This window comes from Thermocoleostomius sinensis A174 (assembly GCF_026802175.1).
In the GTDB taxonomy this organism is placed as follows: Bacteria; Cyanobacteriota; Cyanobacteriia; order Elainellales; family Elainellaceae; genus Thermocoleostomius; species Thermocoleostomius sinensis.
On record NZ_CP113797.1, the window covers coordinates 4,095,984 to 4,119,931 of the forward strand.

20 protein-coding genes and 1 tRNA gene are annotated in these 23,948 nt (G+C 49.8%); 11 read left to right on the top strand and 10 right to left on the bottom strand.

The features are described from left to right. Nucleotides 1-142: 142 nt before the first annotated feature. The 3 genes from OXH18_RS17765 to OXH18_RS17775 all read right to left on the bottom strand — a co-directional run bounded on the left by OXH18_RS17765 (nucleotide 143) and on the right by OXH18_RS17775 (nucleotide 3,378). A complete protein-coding gene (locus OXH18_RS17765; RefSeq protein WP_268608511.1) occupies nucleotides 143-1,963 on the bottom strand; it encodes an AAA family ATPase in 1,821 nt (606 codons plus the stop codon). A 48-nt stretch (nucleotides 1,964-2,011) separates the two neighbouring features. Next, complete coding sequence (locus tag OXH18_RS17770) at nucleotides 2,012-2,239, bottom strand: hypothetical protein (protein ID WP_268608515.1); 228 nt, start codon at nucleotides 2,237-2,239, stop codon at nucleotides 2,012-2,014. Nucleotides 2,240-2,325: 86 nt separating this feature from the next. Beyond that, a complete protein-coding gene (locus OXH18_RS17775; RefSeq protein WP_268608518.1) occupies nucleotides 2,326-3,378 on the bottom strand; it encodes an endonuclease/exonuclease/phosphatase family protein in 1,053 nt (350 codons plus the stop codon). Nucleotides 3,379-3,625: 247 nt separating this feature from the next. Between OXH18_RS17775 and surE the strand changes: the two genes are divergently transcribed. Further along, a complete protein-coding gene (surE, locus tag OXH18_RS17780) occupies nucleotides 3,626-4,477 on the top strand; it encodes a 5'/3'-nucleotidase SurE (RefSeq protein ID WP_268608521.1) in 852 nt (283 codons plus the stop codon). Nucleotides 4,478-4,511: 34 nt separating this feature from the next. On the opposite strand, the gene OXH18_RS17785 is transcribed toward surE, so the two are convergent. Then, entirely contained in the window at nucleotides 4,512-6,242 is a 1,731-nt protein-coding gene (locus OXH18_RS17785) for a succinate dehydrogenase/fumarate reductase flavoprotein subunit (RefSeq protein ID WP_268608524.1), read from the bottom strand. 203 nt (nucleotides 6,243-6,445) lie between these two features. Between OXH18_RS17785 and OXH18_RS17790 the strand changes: the two genes are divergently transcribed. The 3 genes from OXH18_RS17790 (at nucleotide 6,446) to OXH18_RS17800 (ending at nucleotide 9,495) form a co-directional block, all read left to right on the top strand. Beyond that, a complete protein-coding gene (locus OXH18_RS17790; RefSeq protein WP_268608529.1) occupies nucleotides 6,446-6,829 on the top strand; it encodes a DUF3110 domain-containing protein in 384 nt (127 codons plus the stop codon). Between the two features lie 162 nt (nucleotides 6,830-6,991). Next, nucleotides 6,992-8,527: a site-2 protease family protein gene (locus tag OXH18_RS17795; RefSeq protein ID WP_268608531.1), complete on the top strand. Its 1,536-nt coding sequence runs from the start codon at nucleotides 6,992-6,994 to the stop codon at nucleotides 8,525-8,527. Nucleotides 8,528-8,565: 38 nt separating this feature from the next. Beyond that, nucleotides 8,566-9,495 carry a PIN domain-containing protein gene (locus tag OXH18_RS17800; protein ID WP_268608533.1) on the top strand — a complete coding sequence of 310 codons (930 nt, stop codon included), beginning with the start codon at nucleotides 8,566-8,568 and terminating at the stop codon, nucleotides 9,493-9,495. On the opposite strand, the gene OXH18_RS17805 is transcribed toward OXH18_RS17800, so the two are convergent. The 3 genes from OXH18_RS17805 to OXH18_RS17815 all read right to left on the bottom strand — a co-directional run bounded on the left by OXH18_RS17805 (nucleotide 9,451) and on the right by OXH18_RS17815 (nucleotide 12,189). Further along, nucleotides 9,451-10,299 carry a M48 family metallopeptidase gene (locus OXH18_RS17805; protein WP_268608535.1) on the bottom strand — a complete coding sequence of 283 codons (849 nt, stop codon included), beginning with the start codon at nucleotides 10,297-10,299 and terminating at the stop codon, nucleotides 9,451-9,453. The two genes, OXH18_RS17800 and OXH18_RS17805, sit on opposite strands and share 45 nt — an antisense overlap. 302 nt (nucleotides 10,300-10,601) lie before the next feature. Beyond that, complete coding sequence (locus tag OXH18_RS17810) at nucleotides 10,602-11,135, bottom strand: DUF4330 domain-containing protein (RefSeq protein ID WP_268608537.1); 534 nt, start codon at nucleotides 11,133-11,135, stop codon at nucleotides 10,602-10,604. Nucleotides 11,136-11,274: 139 nt separating this feature from the next. Then, complete coding sequence (locus OXH18_RS17815; protein ID WP_315874601.1) at nucleotides 11,275-12,189, bottom strand: LysR family transcriptional regulator; 915 nt, start codon at nucleotides 12,187-12,189, stop codon at nucleotides 11,275-11,277. Nucleotides 12,190-12,343: 154 nt separating this feature from the next. Between OXH18_RS17815 and OXH18_RS17820 the strand changes: the two genes are divergently transcribed. Both OXH18_RS17820 and OXH18_RS17825 read left to right on the top strand, forming a co-directional pair. Beyond that, a complete protein-coding gene (locus OXH18_RS17820) occupies nucleotides 12,344-13,048 on the top strand; it encodes a pirin family protein (protein WP_268608541.1) in 705 nt (234 codons plus the stop codon). A 123-nt stretch (nucleotides 13,049-13,171) separates the two neighbouring features. Beyond that, nucleotides 13,172-13,759, top strand: a complete 588-nt coding sequence (locus tag OXH18_RS17825; RefSeq protein ID WP_268608543.1) for an NADPH-dependent FMN reductase — start codon at nucleotides 13,172-13,174, stop codon at nucleotides 13,757-13,759. Between the two features lie 157 nt (nucleotides 13,760-13,916). Here OXH18_RS17825 and OXH18_RS17830 read toward each other — a convergent pair whose 3' ends face one another. Beyond that, nucleotides 13,917-15,029, bottom strand: a complete 1,113-nt coding sequence (locus tag OXH18_RS17830; RefSeq protein WP_268608545.1) for a glycosyltransferase — start codon at nucleotides 15,027-15,029, stop codon at nucleotides 13,917-13,919. Nucleotides 15,030-15,205: 176 nt separating this feature from the next. On the opposite strand from OXH18_RS17830, the gene OXH18_RS17835 reads away from it, so the two are divergent. From OXH18_RS17835 to OXH18_RS17845, 3 genes are all read left to right on the top strand, one after another. Further along, nucleotides 15,206-16,483, top strand: coding sequence for a M16 family metallopeptidase (locus OXH18_RS17835; RefSeq protein WP_268608547.1), 1,278 nt, complete (start codon nucleotides 15,206-15,208; stop codon nucleotides 16,481-16,483). Between the two features lie 95 nt (nucleotides 16,484-16,578). Beyond that, on the top strand, nucleotides 16,579-17,892 hold the full coding sequence (locus tag OXH18_RS17840; protein WP_268608549.1) for a M16 family metallopeptidase: 1,314 nt from the start codon (nucleotides 16,579-16,581) through the stop codon (nucleotides 17,890-17,892). Between the two features lie 18 nt (nucleotides 17,893-17,910). Next, nucleotides 17,911-19,122 (top strand): FAD-dependent monooxygenase, encoded by a 1,212-nt coding sequence (locus OXH18_RS17845; RefSeq protein WP_268608550.1) that lies wholly within the window; start codon nucleotides 17,911-17,913, stop codon nucleotides 19,120-19,122. Between the two features lie 126 nt (nucleotides 19,123-19,248). Here OXH18_RS17845 and ftsH2 read toward each other — a convergent pair whose 3' ends face one another. Further along, on the bottom strand, nucleotides 19,249-21,135 hold the full coding sequence (gene ftsH2 / locus OXH18_RS17850) for an ATP-dependent zinc metalloprotease FtsH2 (RefSeq protein WP_268608552.1): 1,887 nt from the start codon (nucleotides 21,133-21,135) through the stop codon (nucleotides 19,249-19,251). 547 nt (nucleotides 21,136-21,682) lie between these two features. On the opposite strand from ftsH2, the gene OXH18_RS17855 reads away from it, so the two are divergent. Both OXH18_RS17855 and OXH18_RS17860 read left to right on the top strand, forming a co-directional pair. Then, on the top strand, nucleotides 21,683-22,753 hold the full coding sequence (locus OXH18_RS17855) for a ParM/StbA family protein (RefSeq protein ID WP_268608554.1): 1,071 nt from the start codon (nucleotides 21,683-21,685) through the stop codon (nucleotides 22,751-22,753). 30 nt (nucleotides 22,754-22,783) lie between these two features. Continuing rightward, the gene (locus OXH18_RS17860) at nucleotides 22,784-23,449 is read left to right on the top strand and encodes a hypothetical protein (protein ID WP_268608556.1); all 666 of its coding nucleotides are present in this window, start codon (nucleotides 22,784-22,786) and stop codon (nucleotides 23,447-23,449) included. Nucleotides 23,450-23,856: 407 nt separating this feature from the next. Here the strand turns inward: OXH18_RS17860 and OXH18_RS17865 are convergent. Then, nucleotides 23,857-23,930, bottom strand: a tRNA-Val gene (locus tag OXH18_RS17865). Between the last annotated feature and the right edge of the window lie 18 nt (nucleotides 23,931-23,948).

Genomic DNA, 23,948 nt, shown 5'->3' on the forward strand with positions numbered 1-23,948 from the left:
TTGACACGTGGCAACCATTACGCTCCATCCCCCAATCCCTACTCCTGTGGAAGAAGGGGAGGGCGTTGCAGCTCCTTCTGCTGGGGGTGAGGGTGAGGAAAGGGCAGTTTGAGCCATCTATTGATTCTATTCAACCAACCTCTTAACCGATTGTCGATCGAGCATCAAATTCTTCGCTCCAAGCTGGAATGTCAGTGTTGATCTGTCGCCCATAGATCGTCACCTTCTGAATCGCATCGAGACTCATGTGCGCCAGTTCTTGCCGAACAAACTCAACGAGTTCAGCTTCGCTAGGAATCTGGTCTGACTCTAGCATCACTTGCAGCGAACCGTTGGTGTTGGTCACTCGGGCAGTAATGTTTTGGGAGTTTAAAGAGCGATTCAAGCGATCGGCCACAGCCGCGATCGAGGGAGATAGCGAAGACGAGGCAGAGCTAGATGAGGGAAAAGATAGCGCTTGCCAATTCACTTTGCCTGCCAGGGTGCCAACAGCATCAACCGGAATGTCGTCGGGTTGCAGAGTAGTTAATACCTCGTCGGTTAAAGAAGACAGTACCGCAAGTCGATTTGCTTGCCGTTCAATACTCTTTTCAAACAGGTTTCGGGCAACTCGTGCATTACCAAAGGTTCGATCGCGCCGAACATAGAGTTCTTCAAACACCCGTAAGAGCTTGGTGCGGGTAGCAGCAGTGAGATGAAAATGGCTTTTATTGGCCATCTTTTCAAAAATCTGTAATAGTTCATCCGGCTTATAATCATCGAAATAAAAATAGCGATTGAAACGCGACTTTAAGCCTGGATTCGATTCAATAAAACGGGTCATTTCATCGGTATATCCTGCCACAATTACCACCAATCGATCGCGGTTGTCTTCCATGCGTTTTAACAACACATCGATTGCTTCTCGCCCGAAATCTCGTTCGGCATCTTCAGGAGCCAGTGAGTAAGCTTCGTCAATAAACAACACACCATCGAGAGCCGAATTAATTACCGCCTCTACTTTTTCTGCGGTTTTACCGATGTAACCGGCCACCAATCCAGCCCGATCGGTTTCTACAAGATGCCCTTTCGTCAAAAAGCCCAAGCCCTGATAAATTCGACTCATCAAGCGAGCCACGGTCGTCTTGCCGGTGCCGGGTGGACCACAAAAGACGGCGTGCAGTGAAACGGAGGTTTGCGCTAGCCCACGTTCCTCACGGATTTTCTGCACCTTAAGAAAATTTGCCAGCGTTTTCACTTCTTCTTTGATATTATCTAGACCCACCAAATCATTCAATTCTGCCAGGGCTTGATTCAAAATTTGGTTCAACTCAGCTTCACTTTTGGCAACTGATTTATCAGCGAGTTGTGTGTTCGAGGCGGTTGACGAGGATGGAGTTTGCTCGATCGTCTGCGACGGAATTTTCGCCACCGCTTGATTCAATGCAGCTTGATAATCCTCGATCGATTGATAGGAATGCAGCAGTTGCCAAATATGGGATAAAGCATCCATTTCCTGCATCGAAATTTCGCCATCTGCCTTGACAATCACCTGGGCAAATTTGTAGATTGCATTAACTGCCGTATCTAAATAGTGAGTATTTTTCTCCTCATCAAGCTTATTCAAAACAGACGGTAACGTTAATTGATCTGGAGTTTGATGTTTGGTTAAATTTAGCAAAATTTGCAGTGTTGTTTTCTCGAATTTCGATCGCTCAACTTCAGAAAACTCCCATGTATTTAAGGCAACATTGAGTTTATCTTTATCCTTTTTAATTAGGGCATAGATAATTAGATAGGCCAATAATTCAGCCGAGGTGATTTCACCACTCGCTTGTCCACAAATTTGCACCACTTTGGCCAGATCAATTAAAATTAATTCTGCAAACTTTTCATCGAGTTCCAGGATTGGCGTTAACGATCGATGCAACGCACTCGCTTCTTGCTTAACCATCCTGAAATTGACGATTTGTCTAAAATCCACGATCGTCTCCTAGGGGTGGGAAAAAGGAAAGGGGGAAGAAGAGAACGATTAGCGATCGGTATCAGACATTTCATTTGAGTCACGAATTTCAGCATTTTTACCACGCACGGGAGGTAAGCGATCGACCAAACCCATCTCAAACGCAAGGTCAGGTAACTCTCCCGCTAAATAGGTGCCTGGCTCAAACACGCGCCCCGGTGTGAAGCACGTTTGCCGCAGTTGCACAACTTCGCTTGGCAAAAATGCGCCCTTAAACATCCTGTGCTCGATGCCCATTTCGCAATCCTCTCATACCAAATCCTTCCCCTCAGTTTAGCAGTCTCCCCTAGAGATAGCGCAGGCGATCGAGCGTTTCCTCCACCCTAAAGGGTAAAGCGAGCATAGATCGGGGCATGATCTGGGCGGTTTTTACCGAAGCGTTCGACTGGATTGTCACCAATGCTTTGCTGTTGAATGCTGTCTACTAAACTTCGCACCTCCAGGACACGCCATTGATCCTGCCGCAAAGAACTTTCTGTACCAAGAAGTCCTTTACTGACTAGGATGTGATCAATCAATTCATATCGTCCTTTATAGATTCGCGAAAACCGTTCCTTTGAAGACAAAAATCGTTTATCGTTAGATTCATCACCTCGACGCGGAATTGAATCCACCAAGTTGTACAACCGCACAATATCTAACTTATCGTCGGTGGTAATATCGGCGTCTTCGGGACCTAGCAACAGTTGTGTAGTAGCGGCTCGCGGTTCATCGTTCAAATCACCTAAGACGATCGTTTCAGTTGTATCATCAGGCTGCATCAGCGAGTTGAGATAAACCCGTACCGTCACTGCTTCGGCTGTTCGTCGCAATAGGGCCAATCCTTGTCCGATCGATCGTTCATTCTCATCCCTAGGTTGAAAGCGTGGGTTCGCTCTTGCAGTCGGCAGGTAAGTAATGAGCTTAGACTTTAAGTGTAAATTGATCAGGCGAATTCGGAGTCCGGATGAGAGTTCAATCTCAATTCGTAAACCACCCCGTCCCATTTGAGTGACAGGCGGTTTAGACGACCAATCGGGCACTTGGGATAATTCTCCTGCTGGAAAATCAGCGAAATCGTCTGTTTGTAAAATATCTAATTTTGATAGAAATCCAACCCGAATTAAGCGACGATCGGGATTGCTAGAGAGCGCTTTATAGGGATAGTTCTGCAAGTGGGCTTGCAAATCATCCAACGATTGAGTATCGTCCGGCGATCGGCTGCCAATCTCTTGTAGGGCAATGATATCTGGATCAACTTCCAGAATCCGTTGTTTCAAATAGCTTAATTTACTCTCGTAATCCGCTGGAGAAATCACCTTACTAGGGCTGATGGCATGGCCGGGTGGAAACAGATTTTCAACGTTCCAGGTCATCACCGTAAAAGCAGTCGGCATCGAATTGTCCTGGGTAACAATCACGGTTGTACCCCAAATTACGGAGCGATCGGCTTTTTTACAGAAAGAGTTAACGAGGGTTGCCAAGCACCAACATCTAGACGTGATGACTTGATTGGGCTACGTTTGGGGAACCTTGAGATTAGAAAAAGTTTGAAGAACTTTAATTGAGCGCGCCATCACGCTTTTGCTGAGATCCCATCTACACTAAATGGTGAAACATTGGTCATCTTTGCCCCAAACCTGCATGAATCTTCTGATTAGCAACGACGATGGCATTTTTGCATTGGGTGTTCGTACCCTTGCTAACACTCTCGCTGCCGCTGGGCATCATGTCACAGTTGTGTGTCCCGATCGCGAGCGATCGGCAACAGGACACGGATTAACGTTGCACGATCCGATTCGAGCAAAACTAGTGGAATCAGGGTTTCATCCCACTATTCAGGCTTGGGCGTGTTCGGGAACTCCCTCAGATTGTGTCAAACTGGCGTTGGGTGCTCTGCTAGACGCTCCCCCAGATATGGTGCTTTCTGGCATTAATCATGGATCGAACCTGGGAACCGATGTGCTCTATTCAGGCACGGTCTCTGCTGCGATGGAGGGTGTCATTGAAGGCATTCCCAGTATTGCCTTCAGCTTAACCAGCTTCACCCATCAGGATTTTCAACCGGCTGCTGACTTTGCCCGATCGCTGCTAGCCCAACTGGAGACCCGATCGTTACCGCATTTGGCGTTGCTCAATGTCAATATCCCAGCAGTGGCGGCTGACGAAATTGCTGGGGTTGTGATGACTCGACAAGGAGTACGTCGCTATTTTGATACCTTTGAAAAACGGGTTGATCCGCGTGGAAAAATCTACTACTGGTTGGCTGGAGAGGTACTAGAAGAGGTGAGCCAAGAAGAACTCGAACAAGCGGGAATGTCAGGGTTGAAAGCATCTGGCGGGGATATTGAGTGGTTCCGCAACACACCCACTGATGTGGAAATGATTCGCAAAAATTACATCACTATTACGCCCCTGCAATACAACCTGACCTGTGCTTTGGGGTTGGAAAGTTTACAAAAGTGGCAGCAGGGCTACAAAAAATGGGCAGAATAGTTTTACCTTAAGATTTAAGGCTTAATACTAAGGCTTAATACTTACGCTCTTGCGGCTCAAATCGGGTAATGACCACTGGCATCGATCGAATCTCTACCCCAGCCGCCGGAGCATAGTAAGCCAAGGTGTGCTTGAGGAAGTTGGTATCATCGCGATCGGTGTAATCTTCACGGCAGTGGGCCCCTCGGCTTTCTTGGCGATTCAAGGCGCTGCTGAGAATAATTTCACCCACGGCTAATAAACTCTGAAGTTCCAGCGCTTCCACTAGTTCGGTATTCCAGAGTCGATCTTTGTCATCTAGATAGATACGATCGGCCTGCTGGCGGATCTGGTGCAGTTGTTCCAGTCCTTCCTGCATTAGGCTCTCGGTACGAAAAACGCCACAGTAGTCGGTCATGCAGTCTTGAAATGCCTGCCGCACAGTAGCAATGCGATATTCTCCGGGTTTGTCGAGGAGGGACTGCAATTGTTGTTGAGCCTCATTGAGGTAGCGGGCTTCGTCAAGGTCGGGCAACTTGCGAGTTTCCACATAGCGGGCGATCGCCGCCCCGGTGCGTTTACCATAGACAACACATTCCAGCAACGAGTTACTGCCCAAGCGATTCGCTCCATGCACGGAGACGCAAGCAGTTTCTCCAGCCGCAAAAAAGCCTTCGACTAATCCTTCCGCACTGCTGCGCACCTGTCCATCGGTGTTGGTAGGAATACCACCCATCGAGTAATGCACGGTGGGGCGTACGGGAATTGGCTGCTGCACGGCGTCAATCCCCACTAAGCGATGGGCTTCTTCCCAACAGAAGGGAATGCGGCTCATGATGTGATCGCGCCCTAAATGCCGTACATCCAAGTGCACAAACGGCCCGCCCGCACTGCCATCGGGCTGAATGCCACGACCTGCCCGAATTTCTTTGACGATCGCTCGCGAGGTAATATCTCGTGGAGCTAGTTCCATCCGACTGGGAGCATAGTCCGCCATGAAGCGATGACCGTCGCTGTTGATCAGGTAAGCGCCCTCTCCCCGCACCGCTTCTGAAATCAGCACCCCTACTGGGTATAGCCCCGTTGGGTGAAACTGTACAAACTCCATATCTTCCAACGGCAGTCCGGCCGCCGCAGTCATTGCTAGCCCGTCCCCCGTAGAGGCGTAATCGTTGGAAGTGGTATTATAAACCCGCCCATAGCCGCCTGTGGCAAACATCACCGCTTTGGCTCGCACCACTTCAATGTGTCCGTCGCGGATGCGATACATCACAACGCCCTTAGCCTGGCTGTCTTCCAAAATTAAGCGCATAACATACCATTCGTCATAAATCACGACTCCATAGCGGCGCAAGTTATTGACGAGTTCGTGCAAAATGGCATGTCCGGTTTTGTCGGCAGCATAGCAAGTGCGCTTGTGAGAATGACCACCAAAGGCGCGTTGGGCAATGCGTCCATCGGGCAAGCGCGAGAACAGCACACCCATGTGTTCTAAATCAATCACCACATCGGGAGCTTCACGGGTGAGAATTTCAACAGCATCTTGGTCAGCGAGATAATCGGATCCTTTGACCGTATCAAAAGCGTGGGCTTCCCAGGAGTCTTGCTCGTCTACATTTTTTAATGTGGCAGCAATGCCACCTTGGGCCGCCACCGAGTGCGATCGAATGGGATGAGTTTTAGCCACTACGGCAACCCTGAGACGTGGGTTGGTTTTAGCAATTTCGACGGCGGCTCGGCAGCCAGCTAGTCCTCCTCCCACAATGATTACGTCGTGTTCAATCATGCTGTATCTTGCGTTTAAGCAGTAGTCGTATAGTTCAGAGTTGAATCGGCTTCTAATTCTATCCTGACGCAAATGCCCGGCTTGGCGAGAATTTCCCCAAATCCCGTAATATCTCTCAACTGGGATAGCCGTCCGCTGTGGCCGCAATCCGATTAGGATAGACAAGTCCCCTCTCAAGATGTTACTGAGACTCCTGGTCAGCCATGCGTGTATTTGTTCTGCTATTCAATGCCGGTACGGAGAACGAAGGAATTCATACGCTGAAAGTGGGCGATCGCAATACCATTCTGATGTTTGAGTCAGAAGACGACGCCACTCGCTATGGTCTAATGCTAGAAGCTCAAGATTTTATTACGCCATCGGTCGAAGCCTTTGAATCAGAAGAAATCGAGGAGTTTTGCCAAGGAAGTGACTATGATTGCAAGCTAGTTCCTGAAGGCACACTTGCGGTTCCGCCCGAAACGAATTTGGAACAAACCGACTGGCAGCCCGATGGTACTCCTGCTAATGCATCCAGTGCTGAGAAACCCGATTTTTCCCAATCCGAGTTAGATGAAATTCGCCGTCGCCTAGAAGGCTTGATATAACCTCTGCAATTGCGCACAGAGAAGACGATTTAATTGAACGAAATCGCGCCAGAACCGCTACAGTGTTAGGAAAGCGAGCCGCAACAATTTAGCTCTGCCTAAACCTATACGGCTTCAGAATTTCTCAGTATTGGTTCTGAAGAAACCGAGGAAGTTAAAAGGATGATTATTGCTTTAATTTTAGTGGCAGCACTGGGGATACTAGGATGGGGATTCTATCGCGCTAAACCCTATGGCAAGTTGGGTCTCCTATCATGGCTGCAATCAGTGGTGTTGATGCTCCCTTGGCTCACCTTTTTTGGACTTGTGGCACTGGGCATATATATCAACTTGGCGATCGTGATTTTTCTGTTGGTTGGGTCGATCGGGCTATACATTCTCCTTGGTCGGCAACTACGGACAATTGCCGGAAATGAAAATTTCACGAAGCGGTTTTCGTCGGTCAACGCCACAAACACCAAAGCGGAAATCGATCAATCGGAGCCTGCGGCAGCGGATGCCTCGCCTCAGTCCCCCTCAGAGACCCCCGCCCCCACCCCAGCATCGTCCTCTCCTTCAGCTTCGACGGAGCCTGCCAAGCTGTCGCCATCGTTGCCAGCAGAGGATTTGCAAGCCATTCAGGGTATCTTTGGCATTGATACCTTTTTTGCCACCGAAACAATTCCGTATCAAGATGGTGTGATTTTTCGCGGCAATTTGCGCGGCGAGCCAGACTCTAGCTACGATCGCCTTGCCGCTAACCTCAAAACCCAAGTAGGCGATCGGTATCGCTTATTCCTCGTAGAAGGGATGGAAGGTAGACCTGTAGTGGTGGTGTTACCCAGCGCTAACCAACCACAACCAACCACCCCGGCCCAACTTGTCCTGGCAATTGTGCTGGGACTAGCCACTATTGCCACCTGTCTAGAAACAGCCGGGCTACTGCTGGGGTTTGATTTCTTTAGCGAAATGAGCCGCTATGCTGAAGTTTTACCAATCGCCAGCGGTATTTTAGCGGTGCTGGGGGCGCACGAAATCGCTCATCGCGTTGTGGCCAGGCGCTACCAAATTCGGCTTAGCCCCCCTTTCTTCATCCCCACAGGGCAAATTGGCTCGTTTGGTGCCCTAATGCGGTTTGAATCGGTTCTGCCAAATCGATCGGTCTTGTTTGATATTGCTTTCGCCGGACCGGCGATCGGCGGCCTTGTAGCCCTAGGATTGCTCATTATTGGGTTGTTGCTGTCTCACCCTGGCAGCCTATTCCAAATTCCCGCTGAGTTTTTGCAAGGCTCAATCTTGGTGGGAACGCTGGCGCGGGTAGTGTTGGGAGCCGCTGTTCAGCAACCCCTAGTGGATGTGCATCCGCTGGTGCTCATCGGCTGGTTAGGGTTGGTAATCACGGCTCTGAACCTCATGCCAGCAGGTCAACTCGATGGTGGCCGTATTGTGCAGTCTATTTACGGGCGCAAGGTGGCTGGACGCACTACAGTGGCAACCTTAATTGTTTTGGGGTTGGCGTCTCTGGTCAACCCGTTGGCGCTATACTGGGCTATCTTAATCTTGTTTCTACAGCGCGATTTAGAACGTCCAGCCCTAAATGAGCTTTCCGAACCCAACGATGCGCGTGCCGCACTGGGGCTGTTAGTGCTGTTTCTGATGGCAGCTACCTTGCTGCCGCTGACTCCTAGTTTGGCAGGGCGGTTAGGAATTGGCGGTTGATAGATATAGGAGCAGCGGTTGATATAGGAGAAAACGATATGGTGATGGTTCCTCCGGTGATTCTAGTGTTTGATATCAGTGCTCTATCAGCCGCCTCGTCGTTGGAATGGCGCGAGTTTTCACGGGTAGGAAATTGCTACATTCCACAAGTTGTCTATGAAGAGGTGAAGCGGCTAATCGATCGCGCTCCCGATTCAGACCTAGAGCGTATGGCCAGGGCATTTCACCAATTTTATGGTGCTAGTGGTTGGCAAGTGAGTGAGGCAAATGCCTATCATACTGCCCTCACAAGCGATGCTGGACTTCCCCCGACTCGACGTACAACCTTATCGCTGGCAGTCGGACGCTGTGCCTATGGCATGGCCCAAGAATTTCCCAATAGTCTCGTTGTTCTAGTTAGCAAAGACCGCTCTTTGTTACAACGACTGTACGAAATTTCTCGCTTCAATCTATGTGGCATCACGGGTGAATCGTTGCTGCAATGGAGCCGTAGCGGTCAGCGTCCGATTCCTGTGAGTCAAACCTTTCAACAGTTTAGAGCTAAACATAGGTTTCAGCCACATCACTCATCTGTTAGTTCGACGTTTGAGCCATCTGCGTTGTCTGCTTATCCGATCGCTCATACTACATTGCTGTTGACAGCGGCAGTGAGACCTGCATCTGCTCGATCGCGGCTGCCTTTATTCAACCGATCGACAGAATGGTTGGTGGCAGGAAAATCTCTCCTGGTTGCCCTTGTCAGCTTCGCGATCGTCACCTATTTGGTGTGGCTACTCTTCAACGCCACCGGATGGAACACGCTCCTGCAACGCCCATCCAATCTTCAATCACTTAGACATCTCATGAAAGCGCAACTGGTACTAGGCGAACTCCCTCACCCCGATGCGCAAGAGGCAGACAGAGAGAGGGTAGAGGGAAAAAGGCTACAGCAGATCTCGAATTCGACTGCGATAGGCGGCGTTATCTAGTCCATCTCCAGCGTTGGCGGTGGCTGGGTCAATTAACGCATTTAACCGCTCGATGCGGGTGCTGGTGGCGGGATGCGTACTTAAAAACGTCGGTACAGACCGCTGATTTAGCAACTTCTCCATGAAAGCTGGCATGGCCCCGGCGGCATATCCCGCTCTAGTTAAATTAGCTAATCCCAGTTCATCCGCTTCTAGCTCGTCTTGACGACTGTTGGGACGACGAATCGCCAAATCAACACCGATCGCCACCGCATCATTACGATTGAGTCCAGCGGCTGTCAATGCCCCAGCAGCAATGGCCTGTTCTCGCATTTGTTGTACTGCATGGCGTCCGACAATATGTCCAATCTCATGACTGATGACGCTGGCCAATTGTGCTTCGTTGTCGGCAGTCCGTATCAGTCCAGTGGTGACATAGACATAGCCGCCCATCGTGGCAAATGCATTAACGCTTTGATCATCAACCACTTGAAATACATAGGGAAGATTAGGGCGATCGCTATGGGGGACTAATCGTTGACCAATATCATCAACATAGTTAGCAATATCGGCATTGCGATAGAGCCTGATTTCTCGGCGAACCAATTGATCATTGATTTGACGTCCTAAAGCGACTTCATTGGACGTTGACAAGGTAGAGAGTTGAATAACTTGAATACCCCGAAATAGTAGCTCCAGTAGAGAAGAAGCGTGAGATGGAGTAGGAGTACTAACAATTAACCCTAGGGCGACGATGAGGGAAATTAATCCATACATCCATCGGCGACGCAATTGACGAAAACGATGAAAAAAAAGGTTCATCATGATTTGGAACTTAGCAAAAGCTACGACAGTGTAAGAGGGCTGTATCAGTATGGACATGAATCAGCCTTGACCCATGGAGACGTTACCCCGCTTTTTTTCAAGACGATCGCCTCAATCGCTTGTTCCGACCGAGCGCAATCTTGGGCAAGTCGTCTTGTACCCATGCTTTTAGTTTAAATGGTTGACTCGATCGGGTTTTTCTGGCGATTTTTTCTGGCAAAAAGACATTAAAAATGCACCCGTTTTCAAGGTGCTTTAGGTACGATTTGCAAAAAATTGCTGGTAGAGCTTAACCAGCTTATTTACTTATCCAAAATTCTAACTCCAACAACGGGCGCATTAAAGCGATAGGTTAGTCCTTCTAATTCCATGGGTGTTCCCACTTTAATGTTTGTATTCCCTAACACAGCCCCATTATTAACAATTTGAGCATCGCCACCCAGGGTAATCAACATATCGATCGTGTAGTTTAACTCTGGGCGGGGGTCAGGCAACGATTTTACCGTACCGTCGGGCTGAGGAACTGCCACACTGCGCGGCAAGGATTGGACTGCCAAAACATCAACTTCGCCATAGGGCTGGTTGCGAATGATGATTTTGGTTTTCTTCTCGTCTTCAAAGGCTTTTAGCAATGCTTGAGGATCGCGCACAGTTAAGCCCCGCACCATTACATCAACTTCAACCGGGCGGGTGGTTGTTCCCACCTGTGCCACGGAACCAGATCCACCAGGAAACAGAAATATCCCGGCTAACACTAGTAAGATCATCAACGCTGCGCCGAGATCTAGAATGCTGACTTTGCCGAACAAACGACCTTTAGAATCTAAAATAGCCATGTGAAAGGCTCCCAACCGGAGAGTGGATTCATATCAGATAGCACTGTAGCAGCAAATTCATCGGAAAGATCCACAAAACTACAAAAATCGATCGAGCAATGAATACTGGGAGAATGAACCGTCAGCAACCGTTCAGCCCTTAATTCTCATCCCCATCCCAACTAGGAGATTGACCAAACCGCTCTTTTAAGAAACTGGTGAATAGCTGAATTTTGGTAGACAAATGCCGATTTGCCGGATAGATAACACAGACATAAATATCCGGTGGCGCATAGTCTGGCAGCACTCGTTGCAGCGTTCCTTGATGTAGACACCGGCTAACAATAAAAGTGGGCAACAGAGTGATACCTAATCCTTTCAGGGCAGCCGCTTGTAACACTTCGCCGTTATTAGAGCACAGCACAGCCGGGGTTGAAATTAGGTGTTCTCCATCAGGGCCCCTCAGCTTCCATTGATTATCAAAGGTGGAGTGGCCATAGTGTAGACAAGCGTGTTGCCGTAGTTGAGAAGGATGGGTGGGATTGCCATGTCGGCTTAAATACTGAGGAGAGGCACACAAGATGCGCTCTGCAAGAACAAGAGGATGCACAATCAAAGCCGTGGAGTTGGGTGGGTCGGCAATGCGCACAATCAGATCAAATCCTTCGCTGATGGGATCGATGAAGCGATCCTCTAGGGTTAATTGCACCTGCAAGTCTGGATATTTGACCATAAAGTCAGCGGTGGCGGCGGCTAGATGTAGTGTTCCAAATGACATCGGCGCATTCACCCGTAACGTCCCTTTCGGCTCTTCGTGCAGTTGCGACACAGCCAGTTCTGCCTCTTGCAGATCTGCCAAGATGGAAACGCAGCGATCGTAAAATGCCAGTCCAGTCTCCGTTGGAATCACTCGGCGTGTACTGCGATGCAGCAGTTGCACTCCTAAATCATTCTCTAGATTAATTACCAGTTTATTGACTGCCGAGCGCGACAGTCCCAGTTCGCGAGCCGCTGCTGCGAACCCACCTGATGCCACCACTTGGGTAAATGCTTTCATTGACTCAAATTTGTCCATTTCTGCCTGCCATCCGCACACGTTATTGTAGAAAAATTAGATACAAAATGTATATAAAATTGGTTATTGTCTTTTAATTTAATTCAATTCATAATAGAACTATACGAAGACGGCAGTTCAAACCGTTCGCTCCTTCCATCAGGAGGTACACCTTATGATTACTATTCGGCCTTCTAGCGATCGAGGGGTAGCAAATTTTGGGTGGCTTAACAGTCGGCACACCTTTTCTTTTGGTAATTACTATGACCCCAACCATATGGGCTTTGCCAGTCTACGGGTGATCAATGAAGACAAGGTTGATCCCAGCCAAGGCTTTGCCACGCATGGACACCGAGATATGGAAATCATTTCCTATGTTTTAGAGGGCGCGTTAGAGCACAACGATAGCATTGGCAATGGTTCTGTAATTCGTCCAGGCGATGTGCAGCGGATGTCAGCCGGAACGGGAATTCTGCACAGCGAGTTTAACGCTTCAGATACCGATCCCGTTCACTTTTTGCAAATTTGGATCTTGCCAGAGCAACGCAACCTAGAGCCAGGCTATGAGCAGAAGCATTTCTCTGATACGGACAAGCGTGGACAGTTGCGGTTGGTGGGGTCGCAGGATGGACGGGAGGGGTCTGTCACCATTCACCAAGATGTTAACCTCTACGCGGGCTTGTTCAATGCAGGCGAAACCGCTGCATATCCGATTCAAACGGGACGCTCGATTTGGGTACAAGTGGCCCGAGGCACGCTGCAACTCAATGACCACAACCTAACGGCGGGCGATGGTGCAGCCATTGATGCAATCGACTCTCTTACCTTGACAGCGACCGCTGACGACACAGAAGTGTTGCTGTTTGATATGGCGGCTTAACCCCAGCGGTACACAACGCTTGAGGGGACGATCGTCTAAAGTATAGCCAGTTTGCGTTATGTAGGGTGGGCCAAGCCCACCTTACTCCAACCTGTACATGTCAACTATTCATAGGAGGTTCTAGTGACAAACTCAGCAAAAATCTTGGCCTTTGCAGGCAGTGCGCGAGAAGGGTCGTTCAATAAGATGTTGGTGAAAATTGCAGCGGAAGGCGCTAAAACCGCTGGAGCCGACGTGACGTATGTAGATTTACGCGATCTGCCGATGCCGTTGTATGACCAAGATTTAGAGGCGAAAGAAGGATTGCCAGAGAACGTGCTTAAGCTCAAAGGACTGATGAAGTCCCATCAAGGATTTTTGATTGCCTGCCCAGAATACAATAGTTCCATTACTCCATTGTTGAAAAATACGATCGACTGGGCTTCTCGATCGGAACCGGGCGAACCACCGCTGGCCTTAACCTGCTTTCAGGGCAAAGTCGCGGGAATTATGGCAGCATCTCCAGGTGGATTGGGGGGGCTGCGGGGGTTAGCTCACGTGCGCTCCATTTTAGAAAGCATTGGTGTGATTGTCATTCCCAATCAAACAGCGGTCCCCAGCGCCTACAGTGCCTTTGATGAAGCGGGAAATTTGAAAGACGAAAATCAGCGATCGTCCGTTCAAGCGATCGGTGCAAAATTGGCGGATGTAGTGGCGAAATTGAATGCTTAAACTGCATGGCAGCAGCCTCAGAATCAGCCGTTTGATGACCTATACCAATTCTCTATAGGGTTGCACCGGATGCTGACCCCTCCCAACCTCCCCTCGCCAAGGGGAGGAGCCGCAGGCGGTGGGGTGAATGTGATGCCGCATGAATAAGGCATGGGTATTACAAACATGCTGCTACGATGTGATTCAATTCAACCATAAACCGCTGAGTAGAGAACAGGTTTCTCTGCTCATTTAATGCTAGTCGCAGATTTTTTTGCTGTTCAGAGTGGCGCAAAACCGTAACAATTTTATCAACAGCTTCCTGCTCATTGCGAAACATTAAAGCATGGTTCTGTTTACCCACAATTTCAATTTGTCCTCCTTGATCGCGCACAAAGGGAATGGCTCCTGCTTTTACCATTTCTGCGATCGAAATGCCAAAAGGTTCCTGCTTGAAATGAATGCCAAAACGGCACTTGGCTAATATCTGGGCATAGGCTTGATAGGATAAGTTTTCATAGAGCGTTATCCAGTCAGCATTTTCTTTTACTAGCTTTTTGACAAAATTCTGATATTTCCAAGCATAGGCTCCGCCACCGCCACCAGTTAGATAGAGCTTTACATCAAAGCCCTGCTGGCGCACTCGTTTAAGAATGGCAATCACTTTGTGGGGTTGTTTGGCTTCTGTAATGCGACCGCTACAAATGAAAGCATTTTCTTTTTGCTCCCACGAAAGATTGGGTGTATCTAACACAACTGGCGGATAAAGAACGTTAGCAGTGCAGCCATATTCCTGTTGAATATACTCAGCAACGGTATAGGAGTTAGTGATCGAATGATTCTGCTTCATGCGCTCGATTGAAAAATTAGAAATTTGATTGTAGAATGCATTCGTTTCTAATACTTTGATCCAGTGGATATATTGCAAACCTGGTTTGCCAAAATCAACCGCATTATAGGCAGAAATCAATAAATCATAGCGATCGCGATGGACTTTTAGAGATCGAAGCAGCCAGTGAAACAGCAGCAGCCGAATATGTTGATTGTTGGCAATTAAACTGTTCACCATCGGACGTAGCCAACCAGCAAAAAACGACTGCACTGTAACAGACTGGAGCGAGAGGCTGGTGCCATAGAGAGCATTGAGGCGATCGAAGTCTACCGCAGCCAGCGTAAACAGCGTTAGGTCATAGTTTTGCTGAAGTGCCTCCAGCATCCAAAGTCCAACGGTTTCAGCGCCTCCACCTAGAAAGGCTGGGTAGTAAACTGCGATTTTGGGGTTGCCTAACATCTGCATAAGGGCATGGTAAAAAAAGGCTCTTGTCGTAGCGTTCCCTTCAAACAGTATCAGGCAATCAACCTGCCTCATTTCCCCAATCGGTACGCAGTAAGTTATCCTATTTATTTAATCGGCCGTATACAACATTACGTCCCCGACGGAACTTTTAAAATTTGGATTGAGAAAAGTTGGTTGTACTTCTCAGAACCGAATCGCCCGTTCACACGTTTTTAGCCCATCATTGTCAGTTAGAGAATGGACTGACCCTGATTCATCAGCAAATTCCTGCTGCCCCTGTTGTCACTGTAGATGTTTGGGTTCGGGCTGGGGCCGCCACTGAACCCGAGCCGTGGGCAGGCATGGCACATTTTTTGGAGCACATGATCTTTAAAGGGACCGATCGATTGGCTCCTGGCATGTTTGACCAAATCATTGAAAGTCGGGGCGGAGTGACCAATGCCGCCACCAGCCATGATTACGCTCACTTTTACATCAACACCGCCGCTGCCGATTTACCCGAAACCTTGCCCTGCTTGGCAGATTTGTTGTTGAATGCTGCCATCCCCGATCAAGAGTTTGACCTAGAGCGGGATGTGGTGCTGGAGGAAATCCGACAGTCTTTGGATGATCCGGACGCTCTGGGATTTCAAGCGCTATTGGAGACCACATTTCAACGCCATCCCTATGGCCGATCGATTCTAGGCGATGCCGCTGGATTGTTGGAGCGATCGCCAGACGAAATGCGCTGCTTTCACCACACGCATTATCAACCCGAAAATATGACAGTGGTCATAGTAGGCGATATTGCGTGGGATGTAACCGTTGAACTGGTGCAGCGTCACTTCAGTCGATTTGCCCCTCGTGCTATTTGCCCTGTGCCAGAGTTGGTGGTTGAGCCACCCCTGACCGAGATTCGTCGCCAAGAGTTGGGCTTGCCGCACATTGGTTCTGCCCGGTTGATGATGGCCTGGGTTGGACCTGGAGCCGAGCAGTTACACCGTGCCTATGGGCTAGATCTTTTGTCGGTGCTGCTATCGGGGGGACGGACTTCGCGATTGGTGCGGGAGTTGCGCGAAGAACGGCAGTTGGTACAAGATATCAGCAGCGGCTTTTCACTCCAGCGAGATTCGAGCTTGTTTACGGTGACGGCGTGGCTTGATCCAGCCCATCTTGATCAAGTGGAGGCGATCGTAGGCGATCGGTTGGCAGAACTGTCAGCGGTTCCGGTTAGTGAACTAGAACTGCGACGCTATCAGCGGCTTCTGTGCAATGACTATGCGTTTTCCACCGAAACCACAAACCAACTTGCCGGACTGTACGGCTATTACAGCACCATTGCCCAACCAGAACTATCGGCTGTTTATCCGCATGTGATTCAGGCGATCGAACCAGACGAATTGAGCCAGTTGGCAGCACAATATCTATCTCCGTATCGCTATGCAGCAACTGTGGTGAGACCATGCTAACCCACTTACTCTCTGGACATTTGAGGGTGACGCTACAGTAGGAAAGGAAATTCTGTGGTGTTGGTGGTCATAGCTTTTATTTTTTGTATCTAACCATGCCTAGTTATCAAACCGTTACTCATTCGTTCCAAAATCGCACCGTTCATCGAACCGAACTGCACAACGGCATGGTGGTTTTGGTAGTGGAAAACCCCGCCGCCGATATTGTGGCGACACGCATGTTCATTCGAGCGGGCAGTCGCTATGAGCCGCTGCATCAAGCAGGACTCTCGCATCTGTGGGCCGCCGTCCTCACCAAGGGAACCGATCGCCTGTCGTCTCAAGATATTGCTGAACGAATTGAGTCGGTTGGGGCTGGGCTGGGCACAGACTCGGCAACCGATTATTGCCTCCTGAGTTTGAAAACGGTCTCGTCTGACTTTCCCGAAATTCTGCAACTGGCGGCAGAGTTGTTGCAATCACCCTCGTTTCCTGATGCAGAGGTGGAATTAGAGCGGCGGTTAACCCTACAAGGCATTCGCTCGATGCAGGAACAGCCGTTTTCTGTCGCCAACAATCAATTGCGCTACGCCATCTATCAACACCACCCCTACGCCCTACCAGGATTGGGCACCGAAGCAACGGTGGCTCAACTCGATCGCTCGGCATTGCAGCAGTACCATCAAACCTATGTTCGTCCCGATAATCTGGTGGTCAGCATTGCCGGACGCATTACGTCTCAGCAGGCGATCGATCTGGTGGATCAGTATTTTGGCAATTGGCAACCACCACAGCAGAACGGACAGCTTGTGCCGTTGCCCAGCCTGACTCTCCCTAAAGTCACGGCAAACCCGACTCAGGTCATCACCCTACGCGATACGCAACAGGCGATCGTGATGTTGGGATATCTCACTAATTCGGTTCACAGTGCCGATCACTTGGCTCTAAAACTGCTGAATACCTATTTGGGGAGTGGTTTATCAAGTCGGCTGTTTGTGGAACTGCGAGAAAAGCGAGGGCTGGCTTACGAAGTGTCGGCTTTTTATCCCACTCGCATCGACACGTCGCATTTTGTCACGTATATGGGCACGGCTCCCGAAAACGCGGGCATCGCTCAGGAAGGATTACGATACGAAGTCGATCGCCTGTGCACGACGTTGCTGACGCCTGAAGAACTGCAAACGGCTAAGAATAAGCTGCTGGGTCAATACGCCTTGGGCAAGCAAACGAATGGGCAAATTGCGCAAGTTCTCGGCTGGTATGAGATTCTAGGACTAGGCGTTGGTTATGATGAAACGTTTCAACAGAATGTGGCTGCTCTCACGGCCGAGCAAATTCAGCAAGTAGCGCGGCGCTATTTCACCGAACCTTACTTATCAATTGTGGGCCCCGAAACCGCTATTGCGCTGCTGAACACTGTTCCAGTTTAACCCACCTCCCCTAGACCCATGACTCAAGTTGTCGTTGTTGGAGCCGGGCCAGCCGGGGCTACCCTATCGCGGTTGCTGCTGCAACGGGGCATCTCGGTGCAACTTGTGGAAGCGTCTCGCACATTTCGACGATCGTTTCGAGGCGAAGGGCTGATGCCCAGCGGCTTAGAGTCCCTGCAACAGATGGGTCTCTCCTCCGTGCTCGATCGAGTACCTCATCAAGCGTTACATGCCTGGGAATTTATCATCAATCAGCGACGGTTATTCCGGGTCGAAGAACCGATCGAACCCGGCAGCCCACCCTGCACTTTGGTGTCGCAGCCCGCTTTACTAGAAGCTCTAATTCAGGAAGCCAGCACCTTTCCCCAGTTTGCATGGATGCCAGGAACACGAGTACAGGATTTGGTCTGGCATGGCTCGCGAGTTGTTGGCGTCAAGCTGACAGACGGACGCAAGTTGCTCGCTGACCTAGTGATCGGTACCGATGGGCGCAACTCGATCGTGCGGCAACGGGCCAATTTAGCACTGCAATCTTCACCAGGAGCCACTCATTCGTTTAATATCCTCTGGTTCAAGCTGGCAGACAGTCCTGACTTTGGAACTGAGAATAATTTCTACTCGATTGTGCAGGGTTGCCATGCCTTTGGACTATTTCGCAGTTCTGAAGGGAATCTGCAAATTGGTTGGGCGTTGCGTAATACTGAAGCCAACACCTGGAAGCAAACCAACTGGGTTGAGAAATTGGCGGCTGCCTCACCTAATTGGCTATCCGAGCACCTTCGGTTGCACTCCGATACCCTGGAAGGGCCAGTATTGCTAACGGTTGTAGTAGGGCACTGTCCGCAGTGGTCGGTTCCAGGAGTGTTGCTGCTGGGAGATGCGGCTCATCCCATGTCACCGATTCGCGCCCAAGGCATCAACATGGCGTTGCGAGATGTGATTGTAGCGGTTAATTATCTAGTCAAACCTTTGCAGCAGAGAAATTGGGAGGCGATCGATGCAGCCTTGCCTCAGATTCAAGCAGAGCGAGAACCAGAAATCATTCGAGTGCAACAGCTTCAAGCTCAGGAAGCGGCTCAGGCAGATTTATTAGAAAAAACCGAACTGTTCCCATGGATTGTTAGCCAGCTTGCGCCCCTATTGCGGCCTCCGATTCGATTCGCGTGGCTGCGACGGCAGCGGCAGTTACGTCAAGGGGTCACTCAGGTGAGGCTGAGGACTGAGGGCTGAAGGAGAGCGTAAGAGGCAGCCCCCTGTATCGACCCTCATCACAGACAAATCATGTCAGCAAAAAGGGTGAGCAAGGCCCACCCCTGAGAAATGAGGCACGCTTGAAACGCCTCCCATACGGTTAATTTACAGTTGCGGCACGTACTGCTCCTTCTCAGGCACAACCGTGTACTCTGCCACAATCTGGCGGAATTCTTCGCCATCAATCGTTTCTTTTTCAATCAAGAGATCGACCAAGCGATCGATTACGATCCGATTGTCACGAATCAAACGGCAGGCCACTTCATAGCAGTGTTCCACGATTGTGCGGACTTGGGCATCAATCCGAGCGGCAATCTCTTCCGAATAGTCCGAGCGCGACATCCAATCCCGTCCCAGGAACACTTCACCCTGCTGGCTTTCCAGCGAAACTGGTCCAAGGTCAGACATGCCGAACCGCGTCACCATCTGCCGCGCCATGCCCGTTACCTGCTGCAAGTCACCGCCTGCCCCGGTGGTGACTTCCGCATCACCAAAAATCACCTGCTCTGCGGCCCGACCACCCAACGCACCAGAAATACGAGCTAGTAGCTGTGCCCGCGAGACCAAGCCTTGCTCCTCATTTGGCATAAACCAAGTCAACCCCTGCGCCTGTCCACGCGGAATTAGAGTAACTTTCTGAACCGGATCGTGGTGTTGCAACAGCGTTCCTACCAGAGCATGACCAATTTCGTGGTAAGCAATCAAGCGCTTGCTCTTGCTGTCTACCAGTGGTGTCCCTTCCATGCCAGCTACTACTCGATCGACTGCATCGTCAATTTCCAACATTGTAATGCTTTCCTTGCGACGGCGGGCCGTGAGAATAGCTGCCTCATTCAACAGATTCGCCAAATCAGCCCCAGTGAAACCGGGTGTACGACGAGCGATCGCCTCTAGAGACACTTCTGGCGCAATCTTCTTGTTGCGAGCGTGCACTTGCAGCACTTCCAATCGACCCTTGATATCCGGTGCATCGACCATCACTTGGCGATCGAAGCGACCCGGACGCAGCAGCGCTGAATCCAGCACATCGGGACGGTTGGTAGCAGCAATGATGATAATGCCCGTGTTGCCCTCGAACCCGTCCATCTCGGTCAGCAACTGGTTGAGGGTTTGTTCGCGCTCGTCGTTGCCACCGCCAATACCAGCCCCCCGCTGCCGACCCACGGCGTCAATTTCATCAATAAAGATAATGCAGGGGGCGTTCTCCTTCGCCTTCTTGAATAAATCGCGGACACGAGAAGCTCCCACTCCCACAAACATCTCCACAAACTCAGAGCCAGAAATGCTGAAGAAGGGCACTCCTGCTTCCCCGGCGATCGCCTTGGCGAGCAACGTTTTGCCCGTTCCCGGTGGTCCAACTAGGAGAACACCCTTAGGAATTTTGGCTCCCACGGCGGTAAAGCGCTCTGGTTTTTTCAAGAAGGTGACCACTTCTTGCAGTTCTTCTTTGGCTTCTTCAATGCCAGCGACATCGTCAAACATCACACCCGTTTTAGCTTCCATCATGAAGCGGGCGCGAGATTTACCGAAGTTCATTGCTTGACCAGGGCCACCCGGAACGTTGCTAGAGCGACGGAACAGAAAGAACAGTCCACCAATTAGCAGAATGGGGAAGATCAAGTTACCAATGAGGCCCCAGAAAGCGCCATCATTGCGGGGTGGATGTACGTCAAAATTTACATGATCAGTTCTCAGCCTAGAAATTAATTCCGGCGCGTTGCCCGGCAGGTCTACCCGCAAGCGCTGTACCCGATCGTCCAACTCTGGATCGGTCGCCTCCACGATGGCTGTTCGTCCACCATCAAACAAATCAACACTGGTGACTCGACCTTGATTAAGATAATCCAGAAAGCGGCCGTAGGTCATGCGCGTGCTAGCCGTATTATTGCCCACGTTCATCGGGGATGTAGCAAATGCGCCTTGCCAGACGAAGAAACCTATCAATAAGGCTGGCAACGTCCAGAGAAGAATTACTCTCCAGGAAATTTTCATAATTTAAGTCGCCTCTGAGATATTAATACAGCAGCAAAACGTTAGAACTGAGCAATCAACGCGATTGAAACTCGATCTAGCCTGAAACCTGACTATTTCAATCCAATTTTTCAATCCAGTTTCTCAAGTGTCACGAACTTTATAACCCCAGTTTAGAACCTCTGGTTCAGTCCTGAACGGCTCTTGCGCAGAGCAAGAATAAGTCTGTCTGCTCTACGAGCGCTCGAGGATTCGTACAAACTGAGAGCAAATCTTAATTAAATTTAACTTAATTAAGGGCCTTCGAGCAACGTATCTTTCGGTACAGGTTGATTTAAGGTGCATCAGGCAAAGCGTTTCAGGCGTTTATCGGGATGATAACCAGATTCATAGGGGAACAGGTAGGGCGAAATTTCTGAGCCTCATTCTGAGAAATCGATCGCTGCATTCCATTTTGATATACATTTGTACTATTCCGGCAAGGCTTACGGGTTACAGAATGCCGACATATGCTTTCGGCAGAATCATAGTAAAATCGCAGCATCAAGTAGATAGAGGCATTCCGCTCATGGCTGGCAGGCAACCTGTTGTTGCTTCTCCGATCACTGTTCTCAGTGTGGATCTGGGTCGAACGTCCACCAAGACTTGTATTAGTCGCGATCCAGATCAAGTGGTGTTGATTCCGGCAAACGTCGCTCACTTAACGGTGGAGCAAGTGCGTCGGGGTGGCTTTGAATCACAGTCAACCGATCCGCTGTTGGATATTTGGCTGGAATATCAAGGGCGAGGATTTGCGATCGGTCAATTGGCGGCTGATTTTGGAGCCAATTTGGGTGTGGGTCAATCTAAGGTGGAAGATGCATTGGTGAAGGTGTTGGCCTGTGTCGGATTCTTTCAGCTACAAGGAGAAATTGCTGTGGTGTTGGGGCTGCCCTATTATTCTCAGGAGCAATTCGATCGCGAAAAGGAACTGCTGAACAGCTTGGTGCGATCGCCCCATATCATGAACTATCGGGGAGAGCCAGTTTCAGTAGACATCAAGCATGTGTGGATAATGCCAGAAGGGTTTGGCAGTTTAATTTGGAGCGAGGCCCAGGACAAAAAAGCCTCTAGTCCCGATTTTCCCAACCTCTCTGTAGCAGTTGTGGATATTGGACACCAGACGACCGATTTTCTCATGGTCGATCGCTTTCGTTTTGCTAGGGGTGCATCCAAAAGTGAACCCTTTGCCATGAGCCAGTTCTATGACCAAGTGGCAACACAAATTCAAGGGGCAGATAGCCAGTCGCTGTCGTTAATTGAAGCAGTGCATCGCCCCGAAGGCGAACGGTTTTTCCGGCCGCGTGGAGCCACTAAGCCTACCAATTTAGACGATATTTTGCCGAGTTTGCGCAAAAGCTTTGCCCGTGAATTGTCCGATCGCCTAGTAGCTTGGCTGCCAGAGCGGGTCACAGATGTGATTGTCAGCGGTGGTGGTGGCGAATTCTTCTGGAGTGAACTGCGGCCACTGTTGCGCGAAGCTCGGCTGAAGGGACATCTGGCCAAACCGTCGCGGCAAGCCAATGCTTTGGGACAGTATATTTATGGAGAAGCACAAATGATGGCACTGATAACCAAATCAACCGCGACACAGCCCTGATTCAGTTCAGGTGTTTGAACGTTTTATGGCATGGCTGAATCGAGCTATGAATCTGACCGTCCCCCTCACCCTCGCCCTCTCCTAACCAGCGAGGAAGCGTTTTGGCTCTCTGCTCCCTTGAGGAGAAGGGGTGGGGATGAGGGCAAACCCGACTTCAATTCAGAAACGCCCGTTTTATTAGCCCCTGTTTTTGCAACCATGTCTTCTGGGAAAGAGATCAACAAAGATAAATTCAGTCAGGTTGTTAAGTTTGCTCCGACCGAGTCTGATCAAGCCTTGAAGCAGGCGATCGAGCGGACTTTGGAAACTGGCGAGTATTCCAACTTTAGTGAGTTGTGTAAACAAGCCTTACGGCAGTTAGTTTCCACCCAAGCTCCCTCAGTAAGGTCAGATGTCACACTGTTGCAAAGTCAGGTGAGTTCACTGCAAAAACAGATGCGATCGTTGCAGATGCAGTTGGCTCGGTTGGAAGGGGCACTGGGAATGCAGCAACGGTTGTCGTTGGGATCGCTGGAACACCAGATGAGTCAACTAGAAGAACGCTTGATGCAGCAAACGGCTCAATTATCCGATCGGCTTCAGCAGATGGAATCTCATCTTGCTTCCCACAATCTACCGACAGAACCTGAAGAAGTCCCTGTTCATGAATTCGATCCACTATTAACTCGGCTGGTGCCGCTGCTAGAAGATTTTTAGTCTTAATCACCGTCTAGGTAGGTTAATTAGCCACCTGGCTTCCATAATTAATTTGTGTAGCTAAAGTTGGCTAACAACCCCCAAGTAGAAACGAGCATCACTACATCATTTCTATTAAACGCTTGAGTAGGCTTCCTATTCAGGAGATTCTATCCTATCGGAGTGCGTGAAACTGGTATAATGCCGAGGGCAACTTGTTCAAGAGTGAGCAGCATGACCCGGACTCCACACAACCAGTTCTCAAAACAGTATTTGGAAGAATTGCTGTCACCTCTGGGTCAAGTCCCCCTTAGCCAGGAAGTGCCAGGAGAAGCAAGGCAGGTTGTAGAGTTCAACAGCAAGCCATTCAGGAATTAGCTGCTCTACTTAGAGAAGATGCACTCCGTGATAGAGTCTTAGCGTGTGCATGGACACAACTGGACTCGAACCAGTGACCCCCACGATGTCAACGTGGTGCTCTAACCAACTGAGCTATGCGTCCAAATTATCCAGACAATAG